We start from the raw sequence: 17,356 nt of genomic DNA on the forward strand, positions 1-17,356 counted from the left end.
TCTTTATCCACTCGAATGTAAAGAACACATCATCCTGTTAAAACACTATTACGCTTTATACCACCGTTCAGGCAAGCTATAGTCCAGTGTGTCACTGTAACTTGAAGGCAGGAAGAACTTCGTGCCCCTGTCGTCAAGGGATTCTACAAAACCCGGGTCAATGGAATCTAAGTTCTCGCGTATACTTGCTGCTGTCACATGTTTACCAACACGATACAGGGCAAATTCCTTGTTGTAAAGAATAGATGGCGAATCCGGATCAAGTGCCAGTGCCCGATCATAACTCGCGATGGCTCCATCAACGTCTCCCAGGATGTTCAGTATAAAGCCTCTGTTGTACCATGCTGTTACACATGAGGGATCCAGTTCCAGTGCTTTTTCGTAATAATCTACAGAAGCAGACTGACTGCTAAGCAGATAGGAAAGCATACCCTTATGATACCATGCAGATGCATCCTGAGGATCGATGACAATACTTCTGTCAAATGTACTCGAAGCTGCTGCCACATCACCCATAAGATAATAAGCAAATCCCTTACTGTTCAGAGCTCTTACATTATCCGGCTCCATTTGAAGGATCCCATCATAAGTGGAAATTGCTTTTTCATAGTCCTGGAGTTCCACATATGCGGCACCTTTTTTGAACATTGCATTACTGTTCATCGGGTCGATCTCAAGTATACGATCATAGTAATCCACCGCATCAGCATAGTTGCCCAACTTCTCAGAGGCTGCACTCTGGAATCCAAGAGCTTCAACATTCAGCGGGTCATACATCAGAACGTGATCGAAGGATTCCATTGAATCATCATATCTGAAAAGCTGATAACTTGCATATCCTCTCCTGAACCAGGCATCCGTGTTCTGGGAATCCCTGGACAGGATCACATCATATGACTCGATCGACTGATCATACAGCCCGAGTCTGTCACTTGAAAGTGCTCTTGAATACAAAACTGTAACATCATCCGGCTTGCTTGCCAGCACATGATCATAGGAATCTATTGCAAGTTTGTCTTCACCGTTATTGTAATGTGCCAGACCTTTACGATACCATATGCCAGTATCATCGGGGCTAAGCAACACCGCCTGAGAATAATATTTTATTGCTTCACCATATATGCCAAGCATATCAAGAGATGAACCTTTACCTGCCCAGGCCGAACTGGAATTGGCATCAAGAAGTATTGCCCGGTCATAGGACACAATAGCCTCTTCGTGCATGTCCATTTTACTCAGAGAATTACCTCTCCCGACCCACACATTATCATAACCTATCTGAAGACCAAGTATTTCCGTTCTATCCGCAGAGTTGTCAAAAGCAGATACAAAGGTAAGCGGCGTATCATCATACCACACAAAGGCACTTGAGATCAGAGGATCAGCATCCAATTTCTCAAACAAGCCCACATCGTCCATCCTGCCTGTGAAGGCAGAACTTTGAAGATTGTTCTTTTCCAGCAATTTCATATCATTTTTCATCTGGAATCTGGCAGCTGCATGACCGGGGTTCTGTCGGAGAACTTCCTGATAAGATGTTATTGCTTCCTCATACTTTCCTAAATTGTCCAGAGATGTTGCTTTTCTAAACCACACATCTGTTGATCCGGGATTGGATTCAAGAATTCTATCATAACTATCAACTGCATCCTCATATCTTTCAAGCCTGTCAAGGTCCACAGCCTTGTTATACAGAGCAGCAGTGAAATTCGAATCCTGTTTTACAGCCCGTGAATAAGCTTTCTGGGCATCATTATATTCACCAAGATTGTCATGTGCCATACCCTTCAAGTACCATACAGCTGCGCACGATGAATCAATATCCAGGGCTTTTGAATAACATTCAATTGCTTCATCATATCTCCCCAGTTCATCCAGAGAGAGGGCTTTCTTGTACCAGACTACCGCAAATTCAGGCTCCAGATCCAATACCTTGTCGTAAGAAATAACCTCGTCCTCATGCCTTCCAAGTCTGTGGAAAGCGATTCCCTTATTGTACCATATACTTGCAGATTCCGAAACAAATTCCGGGGCATCAGCATAACATGCCAAAAGATCAACGCCTGAAATGAATGGATTGCTCTGATCCACAGAGTTTGAAATTTCAGCAACATTTTCAGGGTCAAATTGAAGAGCATGATCATATGCCTGGATTGCCTCGGCATAGCGACCAAGCATATCCAGCATGTAACCCTTCTTTGACCAGACTTCACCATTTTGTGGGTCATAGATCAAAACCTGGTCATAAGCCTTGAGAGCAGACTGATAATTGCCTAATTCCTCATAGGCCAGACCCATCCTATACCATGCATCAACATTATAGGCATCAAGAGAAAGCATTTGGTTATAATAAAGAACAACGATTTCAAAATCCCCAAGCTTTTCGTGATCTAATGCTTTGTTGAAAAGTGCTTTTTCATGTCCAGGGTCTATTTTTATTGCACGACCATAAGAAATACTGGCATTTTCATAATCATTCAGTGAATCGTACGCAAGACCTCTTTGATACCATATTTCAGCATTATCCGGCTCGATCTCAAGTACAATGTCATATATAGAGATGGAATTTTCATATTCACCAACTTCGTAGAGCTGGGAAGCATACAGTATCAGGTTTTGAGTGTAATCTGAGGTTAGCGTGAGAATTTGCTCATAGTAATACAAGGAATCATTGAACCTGCCAAGAGATTCGAAAGCTTTTGCCTTGTGATACAATATAGTTGCTTCTCTTGTGTTAAACTCATAAAAAGTGCTGTCACGAGAATCTTGCAAACTTTCTATCTGCAGGCTTCCAATATCAAAATAAGGCTCGTAATCAGTATTACTGCTGTTCTTAACCAGCTCCAGTGAGCTGTTGTAAAGCAGAAGTGCACTTTCGTGATCACCTTTTGCAGATAAGATCAAACCTTTTTTGAAATGGGCAACTGAAGAAGCAGGGTACATTACAAGCAGATCATCATATATTTGTTCAGCAGCAGCATAATTGCCCATAAGTATCAAGGTAGACCCCTTATTATCAAGAGCTTGTACATAATCGGGATCAATGTCCAGAGCCATATCATAATTGACCAGAGCTTCATCAAAGCTGCCGTTCTTCGTAAAAGAGACGGCAATTGAGTTAAAGTCCTTTGCTTCGTTGCCTGCACTATCGACCAAAGGAATAAGCAGACTTACGACCAATATAAAAAATATTAACCCTGAATATGACTTTTTTTGTATCATAGGACAACCTGTCAGCTAATGATTATATCTAACGGAATGATTATGCTCCCAAATATATGAATTGACTTTCACATATATACCAGTAACTAAGAATATGATACTAAATATATTAATTTGAATCACATTGATGAACAGAGCGGGGACGTATTTTGGAAGTATATACAACATTGAGTGCATCCGGCAGATCACATAAAGAATATCGAAACTCAGCCTTCATAGGATATGCAAGTCCTGTCAGCGACGAAAAAGAAGCGAATGAGTTCATACAAAGAATAAAGGACAAGCACAAGGATGCGAATCATAATGTATCCGCTTATGTCGTAAAAAGCAAGAATGTTCTGGCTATTAAGTATGATGATGATGGGGAACCCGCGGGTAGTTCAGGAAAACCCATCTACAAAGTGCTGGAAATGAAAAATATAAGCAATGCTGTTGTTGTGGTGACTCGATATTTTGGTGGTATCAAGCTGGGTTTTGGCGGACTTGCAAAAGCTTACAGAGAAACAGCAATTGAAGCTATTGAAGATGCAGGATGTGTGATGATCTCTGAAAAAGTGGTCTTTTGCATAAAGTTCAGCTACCATGATCTTGAAAAGGTCAAAAGGCTTGCATTGAGTTACGGGGAAATACAGGAAGAGATCTTTTCAGATAAGGTCAGTTTCAGAGTGGATATGGATCTTGACAAGAAGGATAGTTTTGAAGCGCGGCTGATAGACCTTACAAAAAATAAAGTCAAGATTGAAATATGCTCATGATATACTGTTACTTTTTTTTTATTTACAATGCCATAAGTTTGCTTTTTTGAATAAATAATAGCCATAAAATAAATACTATGACTATGTTTTTTTATTGTTATATTCTATAAAAATTCCGAGAAACGTCACCTATGTCCAAAAGAGCAAGAGATATGGCAGTCAGACACCTGAACAAAGGGGTGTCACTGATCGAAAAAGGCAACTACGAAGATGCACAGCATGCCCTTTCAGAGGCAGAGATGCATGCAAAAGAATCCAATTCACCGGAGATACTTGCAAGTGTACTGCAAACCTATGCGGACCTATTGTACTCCAATGGTCTGGAAAATGAAGCACTTGAACGGTATTATCAAGCACTTGATACGATCAGCGAGAATGGAGTGCCATCCTATATGGATAAAGGGCAGCTTGCCGGTATGTTCAGCAACATGGCTTCAATTCTGGAACTGAAAGGGAATATGGAGGAGGCAAAGGACAAATACAAGAGATCCATTGCCGGTTATGAAGAAATAATACTAAAAAAAGAGAGCTCAAACAAAAAAGACATGGCAAATGCAGTTTCCACTCTGAATAACTTTGGCGCTTTCCTGGCAGAATTGGGTGAAAATGAGGACGCAAAAAAGAACTTTGATAAAGCGTTGCTCATCATGGATAAACTGGAAGTTAATGATAATAGTGATAATGATTCAACATTCGATAAAGTGACTGTTCTGGAAAACCTCTTAAATGCCCAGGACAGCGAAAATGACCTTGAGGGCACGAAAGATAAATACGAAGAACTTGCCAACATTTATAGGGCTATGATCAGTGATGATCCTGCTGATCAATATTACAAACAGAGACTTGCATCCACCCTCGGCACATATGCGAAACTACTCTTAAGAAATGAAGAGGAAGGAAAAGCAAAGGTCATACTCGAAGAAATTATCGATTTATTGAATGCACTCTCAGATGAGGATAATGTATCTCTTATGTATGAAATGGCCTCTGCCCGCAGCAGCTATGCTGCCTGCCTTGATAAAGAGGGAGAAACGCTTGCTGCAAAGGAAGAGATGGCAAAAGCAGTACAGATCATTATGATACTGCTGGGACCTGGTAAATTCGACCCGAAATACATCCCTAAGGCAGAAGCTATTCTTGAAGATCTTATCCGACTCAGCGACAGGGAAGCTGATGCCAACAGGAAAATTGATGATTATGATACCATACTGAAATTATCTGAGTGCTTAATTACCGCTGACCCAAGCAATGTTTCTCATAAACTCAGGATGGCATTCTCACTAAATGTTCGTGGAATGATACTGGCAGATATCGGAAGATTGGACGAGGCAGTTTCAGACATGACCAGAGCCATTGGAATAGTCTTTAATGAATTTGAAAATGAGCCTTCCAATCCATCGTACCAGTCTGCTGTAAAATCAATGATCACTGACCTGGAAATTATTGGAAAAGAGAATGAAGGTAAAGAGTGGACATTAAAGGTAAACCAGCTTATCCTCAAAGAGCTCCAGACTCATGAGAGCACAAATGATAATTTGACTGACCTGGAAGAAGCCATTCTCTTTGAAGAGAACGGGAATATACTTGCAGAAAATGGCCAATATGAAGATGCCCTCAAAAATCTTCAATATGCGGAGAAAGCATATGAAAGAATCCGCAATTCAGACCCTGAATCTGCGGAACATGCACTTAAGGTCCAGTCCATTCTCCTGAAAACTGGAGAACTGCATTCACAAACAGGTCAAATACATGAATCACTTGATATTTACCTGAAACTTTTCAGGATGCAGCCTTCACAGAAGAAGTACAGGGATAAACTTGAGAGTAGCCTTGACAGGATCGTCATTGATCTTGCAGAAGAAAAAGGAAAATTCGAGGACCTGATTGGAAAGTATGCTGAAATACTGGCAGTGTACGGGGAACTTATTGGAGCCGAACCTGAAAATCAGGATTATCCGGCAAAAGTCCTGAATCTCAAGGAGCAACTGGCAAACGTCATGTTGGATAATAACAAGCCGGAAAAAGCTCTGGACATATACTGTGAATTGCTTGAGATCGAACCAAATAACTCATTTTACCGTTCGAAAGCAGTAAGGACACTTGATAAATTCAAAATGGACATAGAAGCAAAAGAAAATACTGATGAAAAGATAGATTATTATGGACTTTTGCTCAGTAAATATGACAGATTCATAGAATTGGATCCTGCGAACATATCCATCCTTAGCGCAAAAGCAGATACTCTCTGGAATATGGCTGAACTTATGGAAAACAGTGGTTTAGTCGAAAGTGCGGCAGCAAATTACAAACTTGTTGGCCGTGCATATAGTAACCTCTTGGAACTAGAGCCTACAAATCTGAAATATCAGAATAACCTGGCACTAAGCAAAGCACGCCTGGCTTCCCTGCTAACAGAGATAGGTGAAGTTATTGATGCAAAGCAAACATATGAGACAGCCCTGCAAATGTATGAAATTTTGTTAGAGGACGATGAAAACAGCATTTCATACCAGCAAAATATAGCGCATATTCTGGGAAATATCGGATACCTGTTACTTGAAGAAGGACAGATCGAAGAAGCAAAACCAGTTTATGAGAAAGCATTGAGAGTATACGCCAACTTAATGGATCTCGAGCCGGAAAACCAATATCATCTGGAAAACGTCGCAGCTACCCTGAATAATCTCGGATACATACTTGAGAATATGGGAAGAAAAGATGACGCAGAATGGATGTATGAAAAAGCGAGAAGTTTGAGTGGTAATTGACTTTACCACTCAAAACAAACCATTTTTGACGGAAGTTTTGTAATCCTTTTTTATTGACAATAACCCAATCCATACCGACAGTGCCAGCATGGATCTAAGACCAACTTATACTCCACCTGAATTGCTCATACTCCATTTAGCAAAAGGAAACTGGACAAAAAGTTTTTCAGGAGATACTTGAGGGGAGAGAGTACCCTTTTTTGTCCATTTTCTTTTTTGCTAAATACGTCTTTATATTGACGGGTTTCTGATAAGCTACATATCATACCACTAATATGATATTGGTCATTGCAGTGCATCTGAATATTCAGAGTGCGTAACTGCAATTCATAGTATTTGGACATAATATATAAAAATATCTATACAAAACTATATTATTATCATCATAATGATGACTCTGCTTGCTAAGTAAAATATAAGAAAATAATGACCAGAACATAAATAAATAAAATGAAGGATACCCTGGCTTAAGCCCAGGGAATAAGTGTTCTTCTATATTTGCTTTTGCCAGCTGATATAGAAATTCTATTCAGGCCAGCTTTCAGTCACAAGTCTTGAATTCTCCTTGAAGTGCTCAAACAGGTCCTTTCCCCAATGGATCGCATTTTCAGAGCAAAATATGAGGTCACGATGATCATACCTGCCTTCATTGTTGAAAAGGCAGAGTAGCATGAAATTATCGGTAGTCACAAAGGATGCCAGCTTCAATTCATCACAGTATATGTAGATATTTGTGAGCTCACCCTTGATGAATTTCTCCACCTCATCGTGATAATCGGCCCTTAACTTTTTGAAGGACTGTTCACTCATGATTATGACAACTTCCTTTCCCTGTTCAAGGAACCTGGAAAATATGGAAGGGTGAGAAGGATGTAAATAAGCTGTAACAGCCAGTACATACTTGGAATTCAACATCCTGTCAACGCTTAGTTGATTCAGTTCGAACATATCATCAAGATCAGGCTCCACCATATCACAGTGACCCAGCTCTTTGAGCCTTGTGAACATTTCTTCTGGTATGACACTAAAATCATGAGTTGTCCAGTATTCATAGTTATCCTCAAGAACCTTCAGAGTGTTCGTAAGCGGAACCATTTCACTTACAATAAGTTTACCAATCCTGGTCAGGCTGTAAACATCCCTCTTTTTATAGATGAGTCTATTTTCATGCAGGATCTTTATCTGAGGAAGAAGAGACTGTCTGCTGACCTTTAGTTCCTTTAGGATGGTATTCATCTCATGGGGACCTTCTCCAAGAAGTAAAAGAAGGTTTTTCCTCTTTTCTGACATGAATATTACATCCAGGATTGATTTTTTGACCATAGTACCCCAATATAAAAGATATCCATTTTTGAAGCTTCAATATCCATACCTACCAGTAGATGGGAATTACTTCAGCCCTTGTGTCCACCTCTGGCCCATTTACCCCTAATAATATTTTGGACCTATTATTACTTAACAGTAGTGATTTTAGGACGATTACTACATAGAGCCCCATGAATCCCATTATTAATTTAAAAAATGCATAGCAAGCCTGGATACAGAACACTAGAGCGTATGGAAAATTAAAAAAGAAAATGAGAATAACATCTATGCGAACGCATCAGATGTCATACAACCACAGACTGGACAGTAGAATAACAGATTGATTCCCATTACCTGTCTTTTAAGTTCGGCTTCGCAGCGGGAACATGATTTGACATTTGCTTCACTCATGAACACACCTCAGGCAAGTATAGCGATGCTACCAAGTCTTACAGTTCCCTTCCGGGTCCAGTAACCGCATATCCCACAAACCTGTACATTCTCATCATCGTGCAATTCTGCATTACATTTTGGACATTCTTCTAATTTTTTCATAACATAACCCCCGCAAATGCAAAAGGACTTCCCACAGTCTTTTGCCTGCAATTATTAAGATGGAGAAGTATAGTACCCCATCGCTGCTAATCATCTAACGTAATACTATATAAACAAATCGGGATTTAAACTCAAAAAATGTTTGAAAATACAATGCCTTTGAATTTTAAAATGTCATTGAATCCGAATAAGGAATCACATACATAATTGTTTTAACGGAACTCTTTAAAATCAGAGAGTACTAACAATGCTAATGCGAAATCCCTACAGGTTAACAACTCTTGGTCGTGCCCTTGACATAAAACATTCCGGCACCCGCAAGATCATTGTGTTTACACTACTTGCAGGGATCTTTTCAATGCTCTTGCAGTTCACATCTGAAACCACACTACAAACTTCACTACTACTAAGTTTCAAAGCGGCAATGATGGTCTTTTTAGTATGGGCAATTGCCCGGGAACTTGATCCTGATCATGATAATTCTTCTTTTGTTGCCGTTGTATTTACTATATTCAACATCCTGTTTTTGGGCATACAGCCTTTGATACCGCTGTTATGGATACTACTATTGTTGCGTATCATGAACAGGTCTGTAGGAATGAGGGCAGGAATAATAGATTCATTCATCATATTCATACTGGGAATATTGCTAAGCCTGCAATACAACTGGATATTTGCCATGCTTACAGCCCTTGTATTGATCCTTGACAGCAGACTTTCCGAAGCTCACAGGCTACATCTGCCGCTGGGGATAATCCTGGCTGGCATATCCACATATTTGTTTAGCACAGCAGGTGGTAGGATCGATCTTGAAATATCCTTGTTTGAGATGATTTCATTTATTGTTGCAGTCATACTCTTCCTGCCGGTAATAATCGACTCAGGGAAGATTACAAGCGTAGGGGACAGGACCGGAGAAAAGCTCGACCCCACAAGGGTTAGAATGGCACAAATTGTTACACTGGGAATCGCGTTTCTGTTGAGCATCGACAGCATATACGGGCAGAACTACCCGATCCTGTATGGCATCATGGCAGGTATCGGCATATACAGAATGCTGTCGAATAAAAAAATAAATGAGAAAACCGACAGCAACTTTACTGAATAGAACTTTAATTAATAGGGATTGGGATATTATATGGAGAAAATAGAACAGGATCAGGTGAAACGATGATAATAGAGTTCAAAGGGAAGGGACCACAGATATCAGAGGACGCATTCGTTGCGGATTCTGCTGATGTGATAGGAGATGTGGAAATCCAGAGAGACTCAAGTGTCTGGTATGGTGCAGTCATCCGCGGGGATGTTGGTCAGATCAAGATAGGCGAGAGAACGAGCATACAGGACAATGCAGTCATACACACAGATCCTCCCCTGATAGTGGAGATAGGCAACGATGTTACCGTTGGTCACGGAGCAGTACTACATGGATGCAGTATAGGAGATAATACCCTTATCGGCATGAACGCCACTGTACTGGATGGTGCACAGATAGGAAAGAATTGTATTGTTGGTGCCAATGCACTGATAGCCCCTGGAAAGATATTCCCAGACAACAGTGTCATTACAGGAGTACCGGGTACTGTTAGAAGAGAGACTACGGAGCAGGATATCAAAGACATCAAGGAGAATGCTGCTGTATATGTCGGGCTTACAAAGGATCACATGGCTCTTCAAAAATCGTGATATTATTTGAAGATAGCTGAGATCATACCCAGCCCTCTTCCCTGTATACATCGATGCCCTTGTCAAGCAAAGCCTCGATTTCTGCAAATATTGCTTCATCGTATTTCTTTAGATGGAAGCATGACTTGCCCTTGAGCAGTTTTATAAGACTGTCCGGCTGATCTGAAAACCTGTCACGATGAGTGTATATAGGAAAAAAGTACAACCCTACATGATGCTTCTGGATTATGGTCGAGGCAAAGTATACATTTTCATGTTCCTTTTTTCCAATCTTTGCCCTTTTGTTACCATAGACATCATAACGCCTGTCCTCATCCACCATGACCACAAGCGGTGGAACATAAGAGGAGAGCAACGACTTGAGTTTCAGAAATATCTCCCTTTCATCCATCATAGAAATAGATTGACCCGGGGCAATAAAACTGTGCTTACAAAATAAGATGAACAGTTTCTGATGAATACTAGTTCGTTCTTCTGAATACAAATGCGAGAGACATAACTACCAGTACAGGGACTGCCATTGTGGGAAATTCCGGTATCTCTTCAGGACCATCGGATGTTTCCTTCTCCTCTGTCCCGGAATTGTCACCCGGTTGATGAGAACTTTCGCCTGCATAAGAGACTGAACTCTTCCCTGTATGTTTCCACCAACCAGGTTCATTCTCTGTAGGTTCATTCTCTGCAGGTATATCATCAGGTGGAGACATCAAAGGAGCGGTAGCAGTTTCATTATGCGAGATGTTCTCAGGAGTTGCAACATACTCGTGAGGTATGTATGATGACATAAATAACATAGAGAATAAGAAAAAAAGCAGCGCAATAATATACGTTTTTTTAATGTTCATGTCCTGCACCTGAATTGGAATCTGATTTCCATTTCTGTGATTTGCGATGTGAACACCCTTATCGCATATAAATATATAGTGCATTATATTAAAAATAAAACGTCACTTGATACATATTTTCAGCATAATTTAACTTAAATTTATATGGAACTATAAAAAATAATAAAAAAAGCAGGCAGAATAAACTGCCCCATAAATCAGTTCTATTTCCACGAAATTCTTGCAGCTAGTCTTCCAGGATTCTTATAGATCTTATACAGAGGATAACCGAACATCATTGCGTGCTGAACCACATGCCCCTCTGGAAGATCAAGTTCATCCATTATTGGCTGATATGAATTTGCAGCAATATTCAGAAAACCTGCCCAGCATGCACCGAGTCCGAAGGCAGGACATGCAAGCTCGAACCACGAAAGCGCAATGATGGAGTCAGTGTATGCCATTGGATTGTCCTGGGGAGCATGGGCTATGGCAAGATGAGGAGCACCACGGCATATGGGGTCCCCGCCTGCTTCGTAGGCAGCTATGAGAGAAGGCATGAACGGCTTTAGGGGATGTTGCTCCTCACTTTCCTGCACTTCCCTCATCCAGTCGATTGTAAGGCTTGTTAGCTTTTTCACAGTTTCAGTATCATGCACAATGGTCCAGTGTACAGGCTGGCCGTTCATCCCTGATGGAGCAAAACGCACAGCATCAAGGATGGACTCGATAGTTTCTCTACCCACCTTTCCATTGCTGTAATTGCGAACAGAGCGACGTTTCACCATATAAGCAGCCAGTTGCCCACCGGCAATATCAGGATCATTTGATTCATCCACGTTTGCATATTTTGACTCAAAGAGGGGAGTGATACAGGATTTTACACAAAGAACCTCGCAGCTACCACACTCTGAACAAAAAAGAGCTGCTTCCTCAGCAATATATGGAACGTCCATTAACTCCTTACCGGGAGAGATTATGTTCACAGGACAAACATTGACGCATATACCGCATCGCACACATTCTTTAGCATCTATCGATATCTTTTGCATGGGAGGAACTTCCATTGATTATTTTTAATTTCAGAAAAATAAGATTATCTGATTGAAATGTAACTACCTTTAGATAAAATTAACATTGGAATTTGATTCAAAGAGCGAGCATTACTTTCCACCGTATGATCTCACATGCTCCCATGCCCGATGATAGTTCGGAAAGTCACCCTTGCGTGAGTATATAGATGCATCCTCCCGACCGTAATGTTTCCGGTCATACCCCACAGGACACACCTTTATGCATATACCACAGGGGGATATGTAGCGTTTGTTAAGCTCTATACTGTAAGATGTACAGGCATCCTTATCGGTCAGTCCGGCAGGATAATCTTTTGTATCCAATGCCTTTGAGGGGCACATATTGACACAGCGCATACAGCGGGTGCACAGGAGATCTTCCATTAGGGAATCGGAAGGTAGCTCCGCACTGGTGAACACAGAGGCAAAGCGCACCCGTGGACCATATTCCGGCGTCAGCAGCGTATTGTTCACTCCGAAGTTACCGAGTCCTGCAAGCAGGGCTGCATGCCTATGTGAGAAGAAAGCGACAGGATTTTCCTTCAATACCTCAACCGAACCATAACCATCCCTGGGAACAAAAATTGAAGGATAGCCCCTTTCATTCAGGAAGTTCGAGAGTCGGTATGCATACTGGTCCAACAGGATGTTCACAGTCTTGTAGAGCTCACGATAATATATGGATGGAGCTGTCTCAAGCACTGGAAGACTTATTGGAAGACCTATCACAAGCACCGACCTTGCTTGCGGATATATGGACTGAGGATGGAATTCCTCGGGTACCCAGGGATGAAAAGGTGATTTTTCCCAATCCTTCACACTGGCTATACCGACCAGGGGTATCTCCATCTCCCTGCATTTTTCCAGAAGCTCAGTTTTCAGTTTGCCATTCATAAGTGAATCATGCTCCATACACACAATACAATAGCCCTTTTTCCAGCCAAGGATCAATAAGCAAAAATCAGCTTTCAGCCGGCATAGATAATCGGAAATTGTAATAGAAAATATCCTCTAGGAAATAATAGTTTTTGCGGTCTTGAACATCATTTGATTAGACCATACCTATTTTACGTATAGACTTTTTTGGAAAAAAGGCTCTGTAGATAAACCCATCAAAATCAACATCTATGAAATGAAATTATGATTGTATTCCAACATCGTGAAACATATTAAATAATATTTTCAAATTTGATTACTTTCTAACATTAAGGGTTATCATACTTGCCATGTTGCAGAAATCACAAGCTATCGAATACATACATTTTGTGGCTGACATTCACATATGATATGATCTTCAGTTCTGAACCATTGATTAAGCAAGTGGAAAGTCAATAATTAGGAAATAGTTGGTACGTAACTATGTTACGTAACTATGTTCCTTACGTTTGTTTTAGAACAATCGTCTGAACCTTTGGTCCTTATCAGCTTATAAATTCTAACATACAATCTTTATCTGGGGTTGTCAGTGGGTACGTCCAAGGCAACTTTACTTGGGTATCATTAAGCCAGTGGAGACAAAGTCATGTTTGATGGTATCGGAAGTCGGTATGGCCAGAAAGGAGGATTTTAAGGATGAAAGTAAAGATCCAGCACCAAATTTTAATAGTTGCTATTGCTCTTATTGCAATTTTTATGGTAGCAGCTACTGCAAGTGCTGATGAACACGAAGTTAATACATTGCGGATCTATGGTGAAAATGGATACAGTGCCGCATTCCCATACACTGATCCAGAAGGACCGTTCGATCCTATGAATGTAGAATCGCCAATGAAAGATTTTGTTACATTTAATCCTGCATTAATGGAAGATGGTATTGTTGCAAACAATATCGACTCCAAGCAGAAGGTATTTGCCAGACAGTGGTTCGTACCTGAATACACCGAACCAACCGGTATGGTATGGCTCGATGACTTCAGATGCACCATCGTAAGAGATGGCGTGACATCAGAAGAACTCATAACTGAGGACAATGCTGATTTATTCAGTTGGCCACAAATAAGTTGTGAGTGGATTCCAGACCACAATGAGTACGTCTGGGAAGATGTAGTTACAGATTATACCTACATGTTCGTAGACAAGCACTACCAGCCAAGAGCTGCAACCGCAAAGAGCCCAACAAGGTCCTACTGGACTACTTTCTGGTTCCCTGTTGCAGACAATGACGATGCACAGATCGGTCTTGATGGCTACGATATCAACTACGATGGTGTAGACGATATGGTTGTCCTTAAGAAGGTCGGCGATTTCAACCACGATGGTTACAAGGATATACAGATCAGTTCAGATCTTCTGGGTGTAGGAGTCGGTGACAAAGTACAGTTCCTTGACCACATTGTCGAAGTCGAAGGTATTTACTTCGATGGACAGGGTGAGGTTGACAGAGTTGCTGTATATATATACTACACTGGTAACGATGAACCTGAGCAGATCGGTGGACTGCACTCCGTTGACGTTGAAGGCTGGGATGGCCTTAGCGCAGGACGTCACACAGTATCAATGAACGGTCCACAGTTCTATGAACCATGGTTCCTCGAGATTGAAGCTACAGGCGTATTCCATGATAAGGTTCTGATGACAGTAGGACGTCAGCTCTACACAAGAGAGACTTTCTTCGTAGATGGTGCAGAATATGATGTTGCTGCAATCTATGGTCCTGAATATGACTCAGTCAAGTACATCACAATCAGGAACCCAGTACCAGAACACCAGGATGTTGCACTTAATGACCTCTCAATTGTTAAGGAAATGATTGACAATGAAGAGTATCTCCCATTGCTGCCACCATTCAACAAGGTGCACACAATGGTGGATGACATCAACATCCCTGAATCTGCACTAGCAGCTGCTTCAGGTACTACAAATGATGTTTGTGACACTTACTATGTGGGCGAAGTTAAGAATGAAAATGCACCAGATGGTGAATGGTTTGAAGCCATAGGCATTCATTATGACTATGACACAGTAGAAGAGCGTAAGATCTACGATGTTGACCCATTGCTTATCTACTTCACCGACAAGGACATTGAACCAAGGTTCCACACCAACTTGCTCGAGATGCTCGATGAAGGTGCAGAACTTAGTTCAATTGAAGATGACGAAGCATGGAAGTGGCTACACATCCGCACAATGCCAGACTTCTACAAGACTTTCGTCTACCCAGCACTGCCTGATGCAGATGATGGTACAGGTGACTTCCTGTTCACCAGCTCATTCAGAGCAGAGAACTCAGATGTATGTGTGGACAATGGTGATTTCCTTTGCAACCCAGGTAACCTTGTCCTGCCACAGAGACTTATGTTCGCCTATGACCAGGAGACAGGAGCAGAAGATATCTATGTTAATGAAATAGACACTGAAACCAATGGACTCAGAGTCTATGGTGAAAACAACATGGATGCAGCATTCCCATACACTGATCCTGAAGCACCATTTGACCCATTGAATGCAGAAGCACCTAAGAAGGACTTCGTAACACTCAACCCAGCCAAGATCAAGGCAGGAATTGTTGTGGACAACAAGGACTCACACGAGAAGGTATTCTTCAGACAGTGGTTCGTACCTGAATACGATGAACCAACAGGTCGCGTATGGCTCGATGAGCCAAACAAGTACATCTGGGAAGATGTCGTGAACGAATACACTTACATGTTCGTTGACAAGCACTTCCAGCCAACAAGGGGTATGGCAACACCTGATGGAACCCCACGTAGACCGTTTGATCCAAGGCAGACTTATTCATTCTGGACACACTTCTGGTTCCCAGCTGCAGATAACGATGCTAACCAGATCGGTCTTGACAGTTTCGACATTAACTATGACGGTAAGGATGACCTGACATACCTGATGGCAGTTTCTGACTTCAACCAGGATGGAAGAAAGGATGTTGCTCTCGGCTCTGAGATATTCGCACTCGCTGTTGGTGACAGGATACAGTTCCTTGACCACATTGTAGAGATCGAAGGTATCTATTACGATGGACAGGGCGAGATCGACAGAGTTGCTGTAAAGGTATTCTACAACGGTAACAACGAACAGAACCCAACATACCCAGGCCCAGAACAGATTGGAGGTCTACACTCCATAGATGTCGAGCAGGGACTACTGAGTTCAGGACGTCACACCGTAAGCATGGGTACACCAAACTTCTATGAACCATGGGTAATGCAGATCTTTGGTACCAGCACAGATAGCAGCAAGGTATTGATCCGTGTCGCACGTCTGGTCCACACAGGTGAGTCATTCTTCGTAGATGGTGCAGAATATGCTGTTGCAATGATATATGGTCCTGAAGAGAATAGTGTCAAGTACATTACAATCAGGAACCCAATACCAGAACACCAGGATGTCAAGCTTAACGACCTGTCAGTAACCAAGGAAATGGTTGACAACAATGAGATCATGCCAGTGCTCCCACCATTCAACGGGAACCACATTATGATCGATGACATTGACGTTGTTCAAAGCCATAAGACACCAAACGAATACCTGGAATGCTACTACGGACAATACCGTGATTTCAGTGCAACTGATGACCTGCTCTGGTATCATGATCAGTACATCGGTTCTTCCTACGACACAGTAGCAGAACGTATGTTCGTTGACGTGCCAGCAACTGAGATATACTTCACTGGTAAGGACTATGAGGACAGGTTCCACACCAACCTCCTGGAAATACTCAGAGAAGGATGCCTCTCTGTTCCTGGAACTGCTCAGGTAGCAGAAACCCCAGAATCCTGGAAGTGGCTACACATCCACACAATGCCAGACTTCTACAAGGAATTTGTCTACCCAGATGTGCCAAATGCAGGCGGAAACGGTGACTATCTGTTGACCAGCTCATTCACAGCACCTAACACAGAGTTCTGTGATAATGTTGACTTCCCAACAGAATATCCAAGGATGATGTTCACCTTCGATCCAACTGATGGAACTGGTATCTACATGAACGGTGGAGCACCAGCACTACCTCCAGTAGTAGATGAGATGAAGGGTGACAGCAACGGTGACGGTCATGTAAACATCATTGACTTCGCAGCATTTGCTCAGGCATACAACACTGTAGTAGGCGATGAGAAATACAATGTTGTCTTCGACTTCAATGACGATGACAAGATTGACATCATTGACTTCGCAGCATTTGCTCAGGCATATGAGTTCTAACCGAGGTG

Annotated in this window: 13 protein-coding genes; 5 read left to right on the forward strand and 8 right to left on the reverse strand. The window is 41.7% G+C overall.

From position 1 onward, the window contains the following. Nucleotides 1-48: 48 nt before the first annotated feature. A complete protein-coding gene (locus tag V7O66_RS09030; RefSeq protein WP_406659978.1) occupies nucleotides 49-3,156 on the reverse strand; it encodes a tetratricopeptide repeat protein in 3,108 nt (1,035 codons plus the stop codon). A gap of 215 nt (nucleotides 3,157-3,371) precedes the next feature. Here V7O66_RS09030 and V7O66_RS09035 point away from each other — a divergent pair, with 215 nt between their 5' ends. Further along, nucleotides 3,372-3,977, forward strand: a complete 606-nt coding sequence (locus tag V7O66_RS09035; RefSeq protein WP_406659979.1) for an IMPACT family protein — start codon at nucleotides 3,372-3,374, stop codon at nucleotides 3,975-3,977. Between the two features lie 131 nt (nucleotides 3,978-4,108). Beyond that, a complete protein-coding gene (locus V7O66_RS09040) occupies nucleotides 4,109-6,745 on the forward strand; it encodes a tetratricopeptide repeat protein (RefSeq protein WP_406659980.1) in 2,637 nt (878 codons plus the stop codon). Between the two features lie 525 nt (nucleotides 6,746-7,270). Here the strand turns inward: V7O66_RS09040 and V7O66_RS09045 are convergent. The 3 genes from V7O66_RS09045 to V7O66_RS09055 all read right to left on the reverse strand — a co-directional run bounded on the left by V7O66_RS09045 (nucleotide 7,271) and on the right by V7O66_RS09055 (nucleotide 8,605). Next, nucleotides 7,271-8,068 carry a helix-turn-helix transcriptional regulator gene (locus tag V7O66_RS09045; RefSeq protein ID WP_406659981.1) on the reverse strand — a complete coding sequence of 266 codons (798 nt, stop codon included), beginning with the start codon at nucleotides 8,066-8,068 and terminating at the stop codon, nucleotides 7,271-7,273. Nucleotides 8,069-8,335: 267 nt separating this feature from the next. Beyond that, nucleotides 8,336-8,461: a hypothetical protein gene (locus tag V7O66_RS09050; RefSeq protein WP_406659982.1), complete on the reverse strand. Its 126-nt coding sequence runs from the start codon at nucleotides 8,459-8,461 to the stop codon at nucleotides 8,336-8,338. Between the two features lie 9 nt (nucleotides 8,462-8,470). Beyond that, nucleotides 8,471-8,605, reverse strand: coding sequence for a hypothetical protein (locus V7O66_RS09055; RefSeq protein WP_406659983.1), 135 nt, complete (start codon nucleotides 8,603-8,605; stop codon nucleotides 8,471-8,473). A gap of 253 nt (nucleotides 8,606-8,858) precedes the next feature. Between V7O66_RS09055 and V7O66_RS09060 the strand changes: the two genes are divergently transcribed. Further along, complete coding sequence (locus V7O66_RS09060; RefSeq protein WP_406659984.1) at nucleotides 8,859-9,713, forward strand: hypothetical protein; 855 nt, start codon at nucleotides 8,859-8,861, stop codon at nucleotides 9,711-9,713. 62 nt (nucleotides 9,714-9,775) lie between these two features. Next, the gene (locus V7O66_RS09065; protein ID WP_406659985.1) at nucleotides 9,776-10,291 is read left to right on the forward strand and encodes a gamma carbonic anhydrase family protein; all 516 of its coding nucleotides are present in this window, start codon (nucleotides 9,776-9,778) and stop codon (nucleotides 10,289-10,291) included. A 22-nt stretch (nucleotides 10,292-10,313) separates the two neighbouring features. Here the strand turns inward: V7O66_RS09065 and V7O66_RS09070 are convergent, their stop codons facing one another. The 4 genes from V7O66_RS09070 to V7O66_RS09085 form a co-directional block, all read right to left on the reverse strand. Continuing rightward, nucleotides 10,314-10,685: a hypothetical protein gene (locus tag V7O66_RS09070; protein WP_406659986.1), complete on the reverse strand. Its 372-nt coding sequence runs from the start codon at nucleotides 10,683-10,685 to the stop codon at nucleotides 10,314-10,316. Between the two features lie 67 nt (nucleotides 10,686-10,752). Beyond that, a complete protein-coding gene (locus V7O66_RS09075) occupies nucleotides 10,753-11,085 on the reverse strand; it encodes a PEF-CTERM sorting domain-containing protein (RefSeq protein WP_406659987.1) in 333 nt (110 codons plus the stop codon). Nucleotides 11,086-11,339: 254 nt separating this feature from the next. Next, the gene (locus tag V7O66_RS09080; protein ID WP_406659988.1) at nucleotides 11,340-12,182 is read right to left on the reverse strand and encodes a nitroreductase family protein; all 843 of its coding nucleotides are present in this window, start codon (nucleotides 12,180-12,182) and stop codon (nucleotides 11,340-11,342) included. Between the two features lie 96 nt (nucleotides 12,183-12,278). Further along, entirely contained in the window at nucleotides 12,279-13,082 is an 804-nt protein-coding gene (locus V7O66_RS09085) for a 4Fe-4S dicluster domain-containing protein (RefSeq protein WP_406659989.1), read from the reverse strand. 678 nt (nucleotides 13,083-13,760) lie between these two features. Here V7O66_RS09085 and V7O66_RS09090 point away from each other — a divergent pair. Further along, nucleotides 13,761-17,348, forward strand: coding sequence for a dockerin type I domain-containing protein (locus V7O66_RS09090; RefSeq protein WP_406659990.1), 3,588 nt, complete (start codon nucleotides 13,761-13,763; stop codon nucleotides 17,346-17,348). The last annotated feature ends 8 nt before the right edge of the window (nucleotides 17,349-17,356 follow it).

Source organism: Methanolobus sp. ZRKC3 (assembly GCF_045291275.1).
Lineage (GTDB): Archaea > Halobacteriota > Methanosarcinia > Methanosarcinales > Methanosarcinaceae > Methanolobus.

Coding starts and splice junctions, on each gene's coding strand:
- V7O66_RS09060 (WP_406659984.1), top strand. CDS start 8,859: ATGCGAAATCCCTACAGGTTAACAACTCTTGGTCGTGCCCTTGACATA.
- V7O66_RS09040 (WP_406659980.1), top strand. CDS start 4,109: ATGTCCAAAAGAGCAAGAGATATGGCAGTCAGACACCTGAACAAAGGG.
- V7O66_RS09045 (WP_406659981.1), bottom strand. CDS start 8,068: ATGGTCAAAAAATCAATCCTGGATGTAATATTCATGTCAGAAAAGAGG.
- V7O66_RS09090 (WP_406659990.1), top strand. CDS start 13,761: ATGAAAGTAAAGATCCAGCACCAAATTTTAATAGTTGCTATTGCTCTT.
- V7O66_RS09050 (WP_406659982.1), bottom strand. CDS start 8,461: ATGAGTGAAGCAAATGTCAAATCATGTTCCCGCTGCGAAGCCGAACTT.
- V7O66_RS09065 (WP_406659985.1), top strand. CDS start 9,776: ATGATAATAGAGTTCAAAGGGAAGGGACCACAGATATCAGAGGACGCA.
- V7O66_RS09085 (WP_406659989.1), bottom strand. CDS start 13,082: ATGAATGGCAAACTGAAAACTGAGCTTCTGGAAAAATGCAGGGAGATG.
- V7O66_RS09080 (WP_406659988.1), bottom strand. CDS start 12,182: ATGGAAGTTCCTCCCATGCAAAAGATATCGATAGATGCTAAAGAATGT.
- V7O66_RS09055 (WP_406659983.1), bottom strand. CDS start 8,605: ATGAAAAAATTAGAAGAATGTCCAAAATGTAATGCAGAATTGCACGAT.
- V7O66_RS09070 (WP_406659986.1), bottom strand. CDS start 10,685: ATGATGGATGAAAGGGAGATATTTCTGAAACTCAAGTCGTTGCTCTCC.
- V7O66_RS09075 (WP_406659987.1), bottom strand. CDS start 11,085: ATGTTATTTATGTCATCATACATACCTCACGAGTATGTTGCAACTCCT.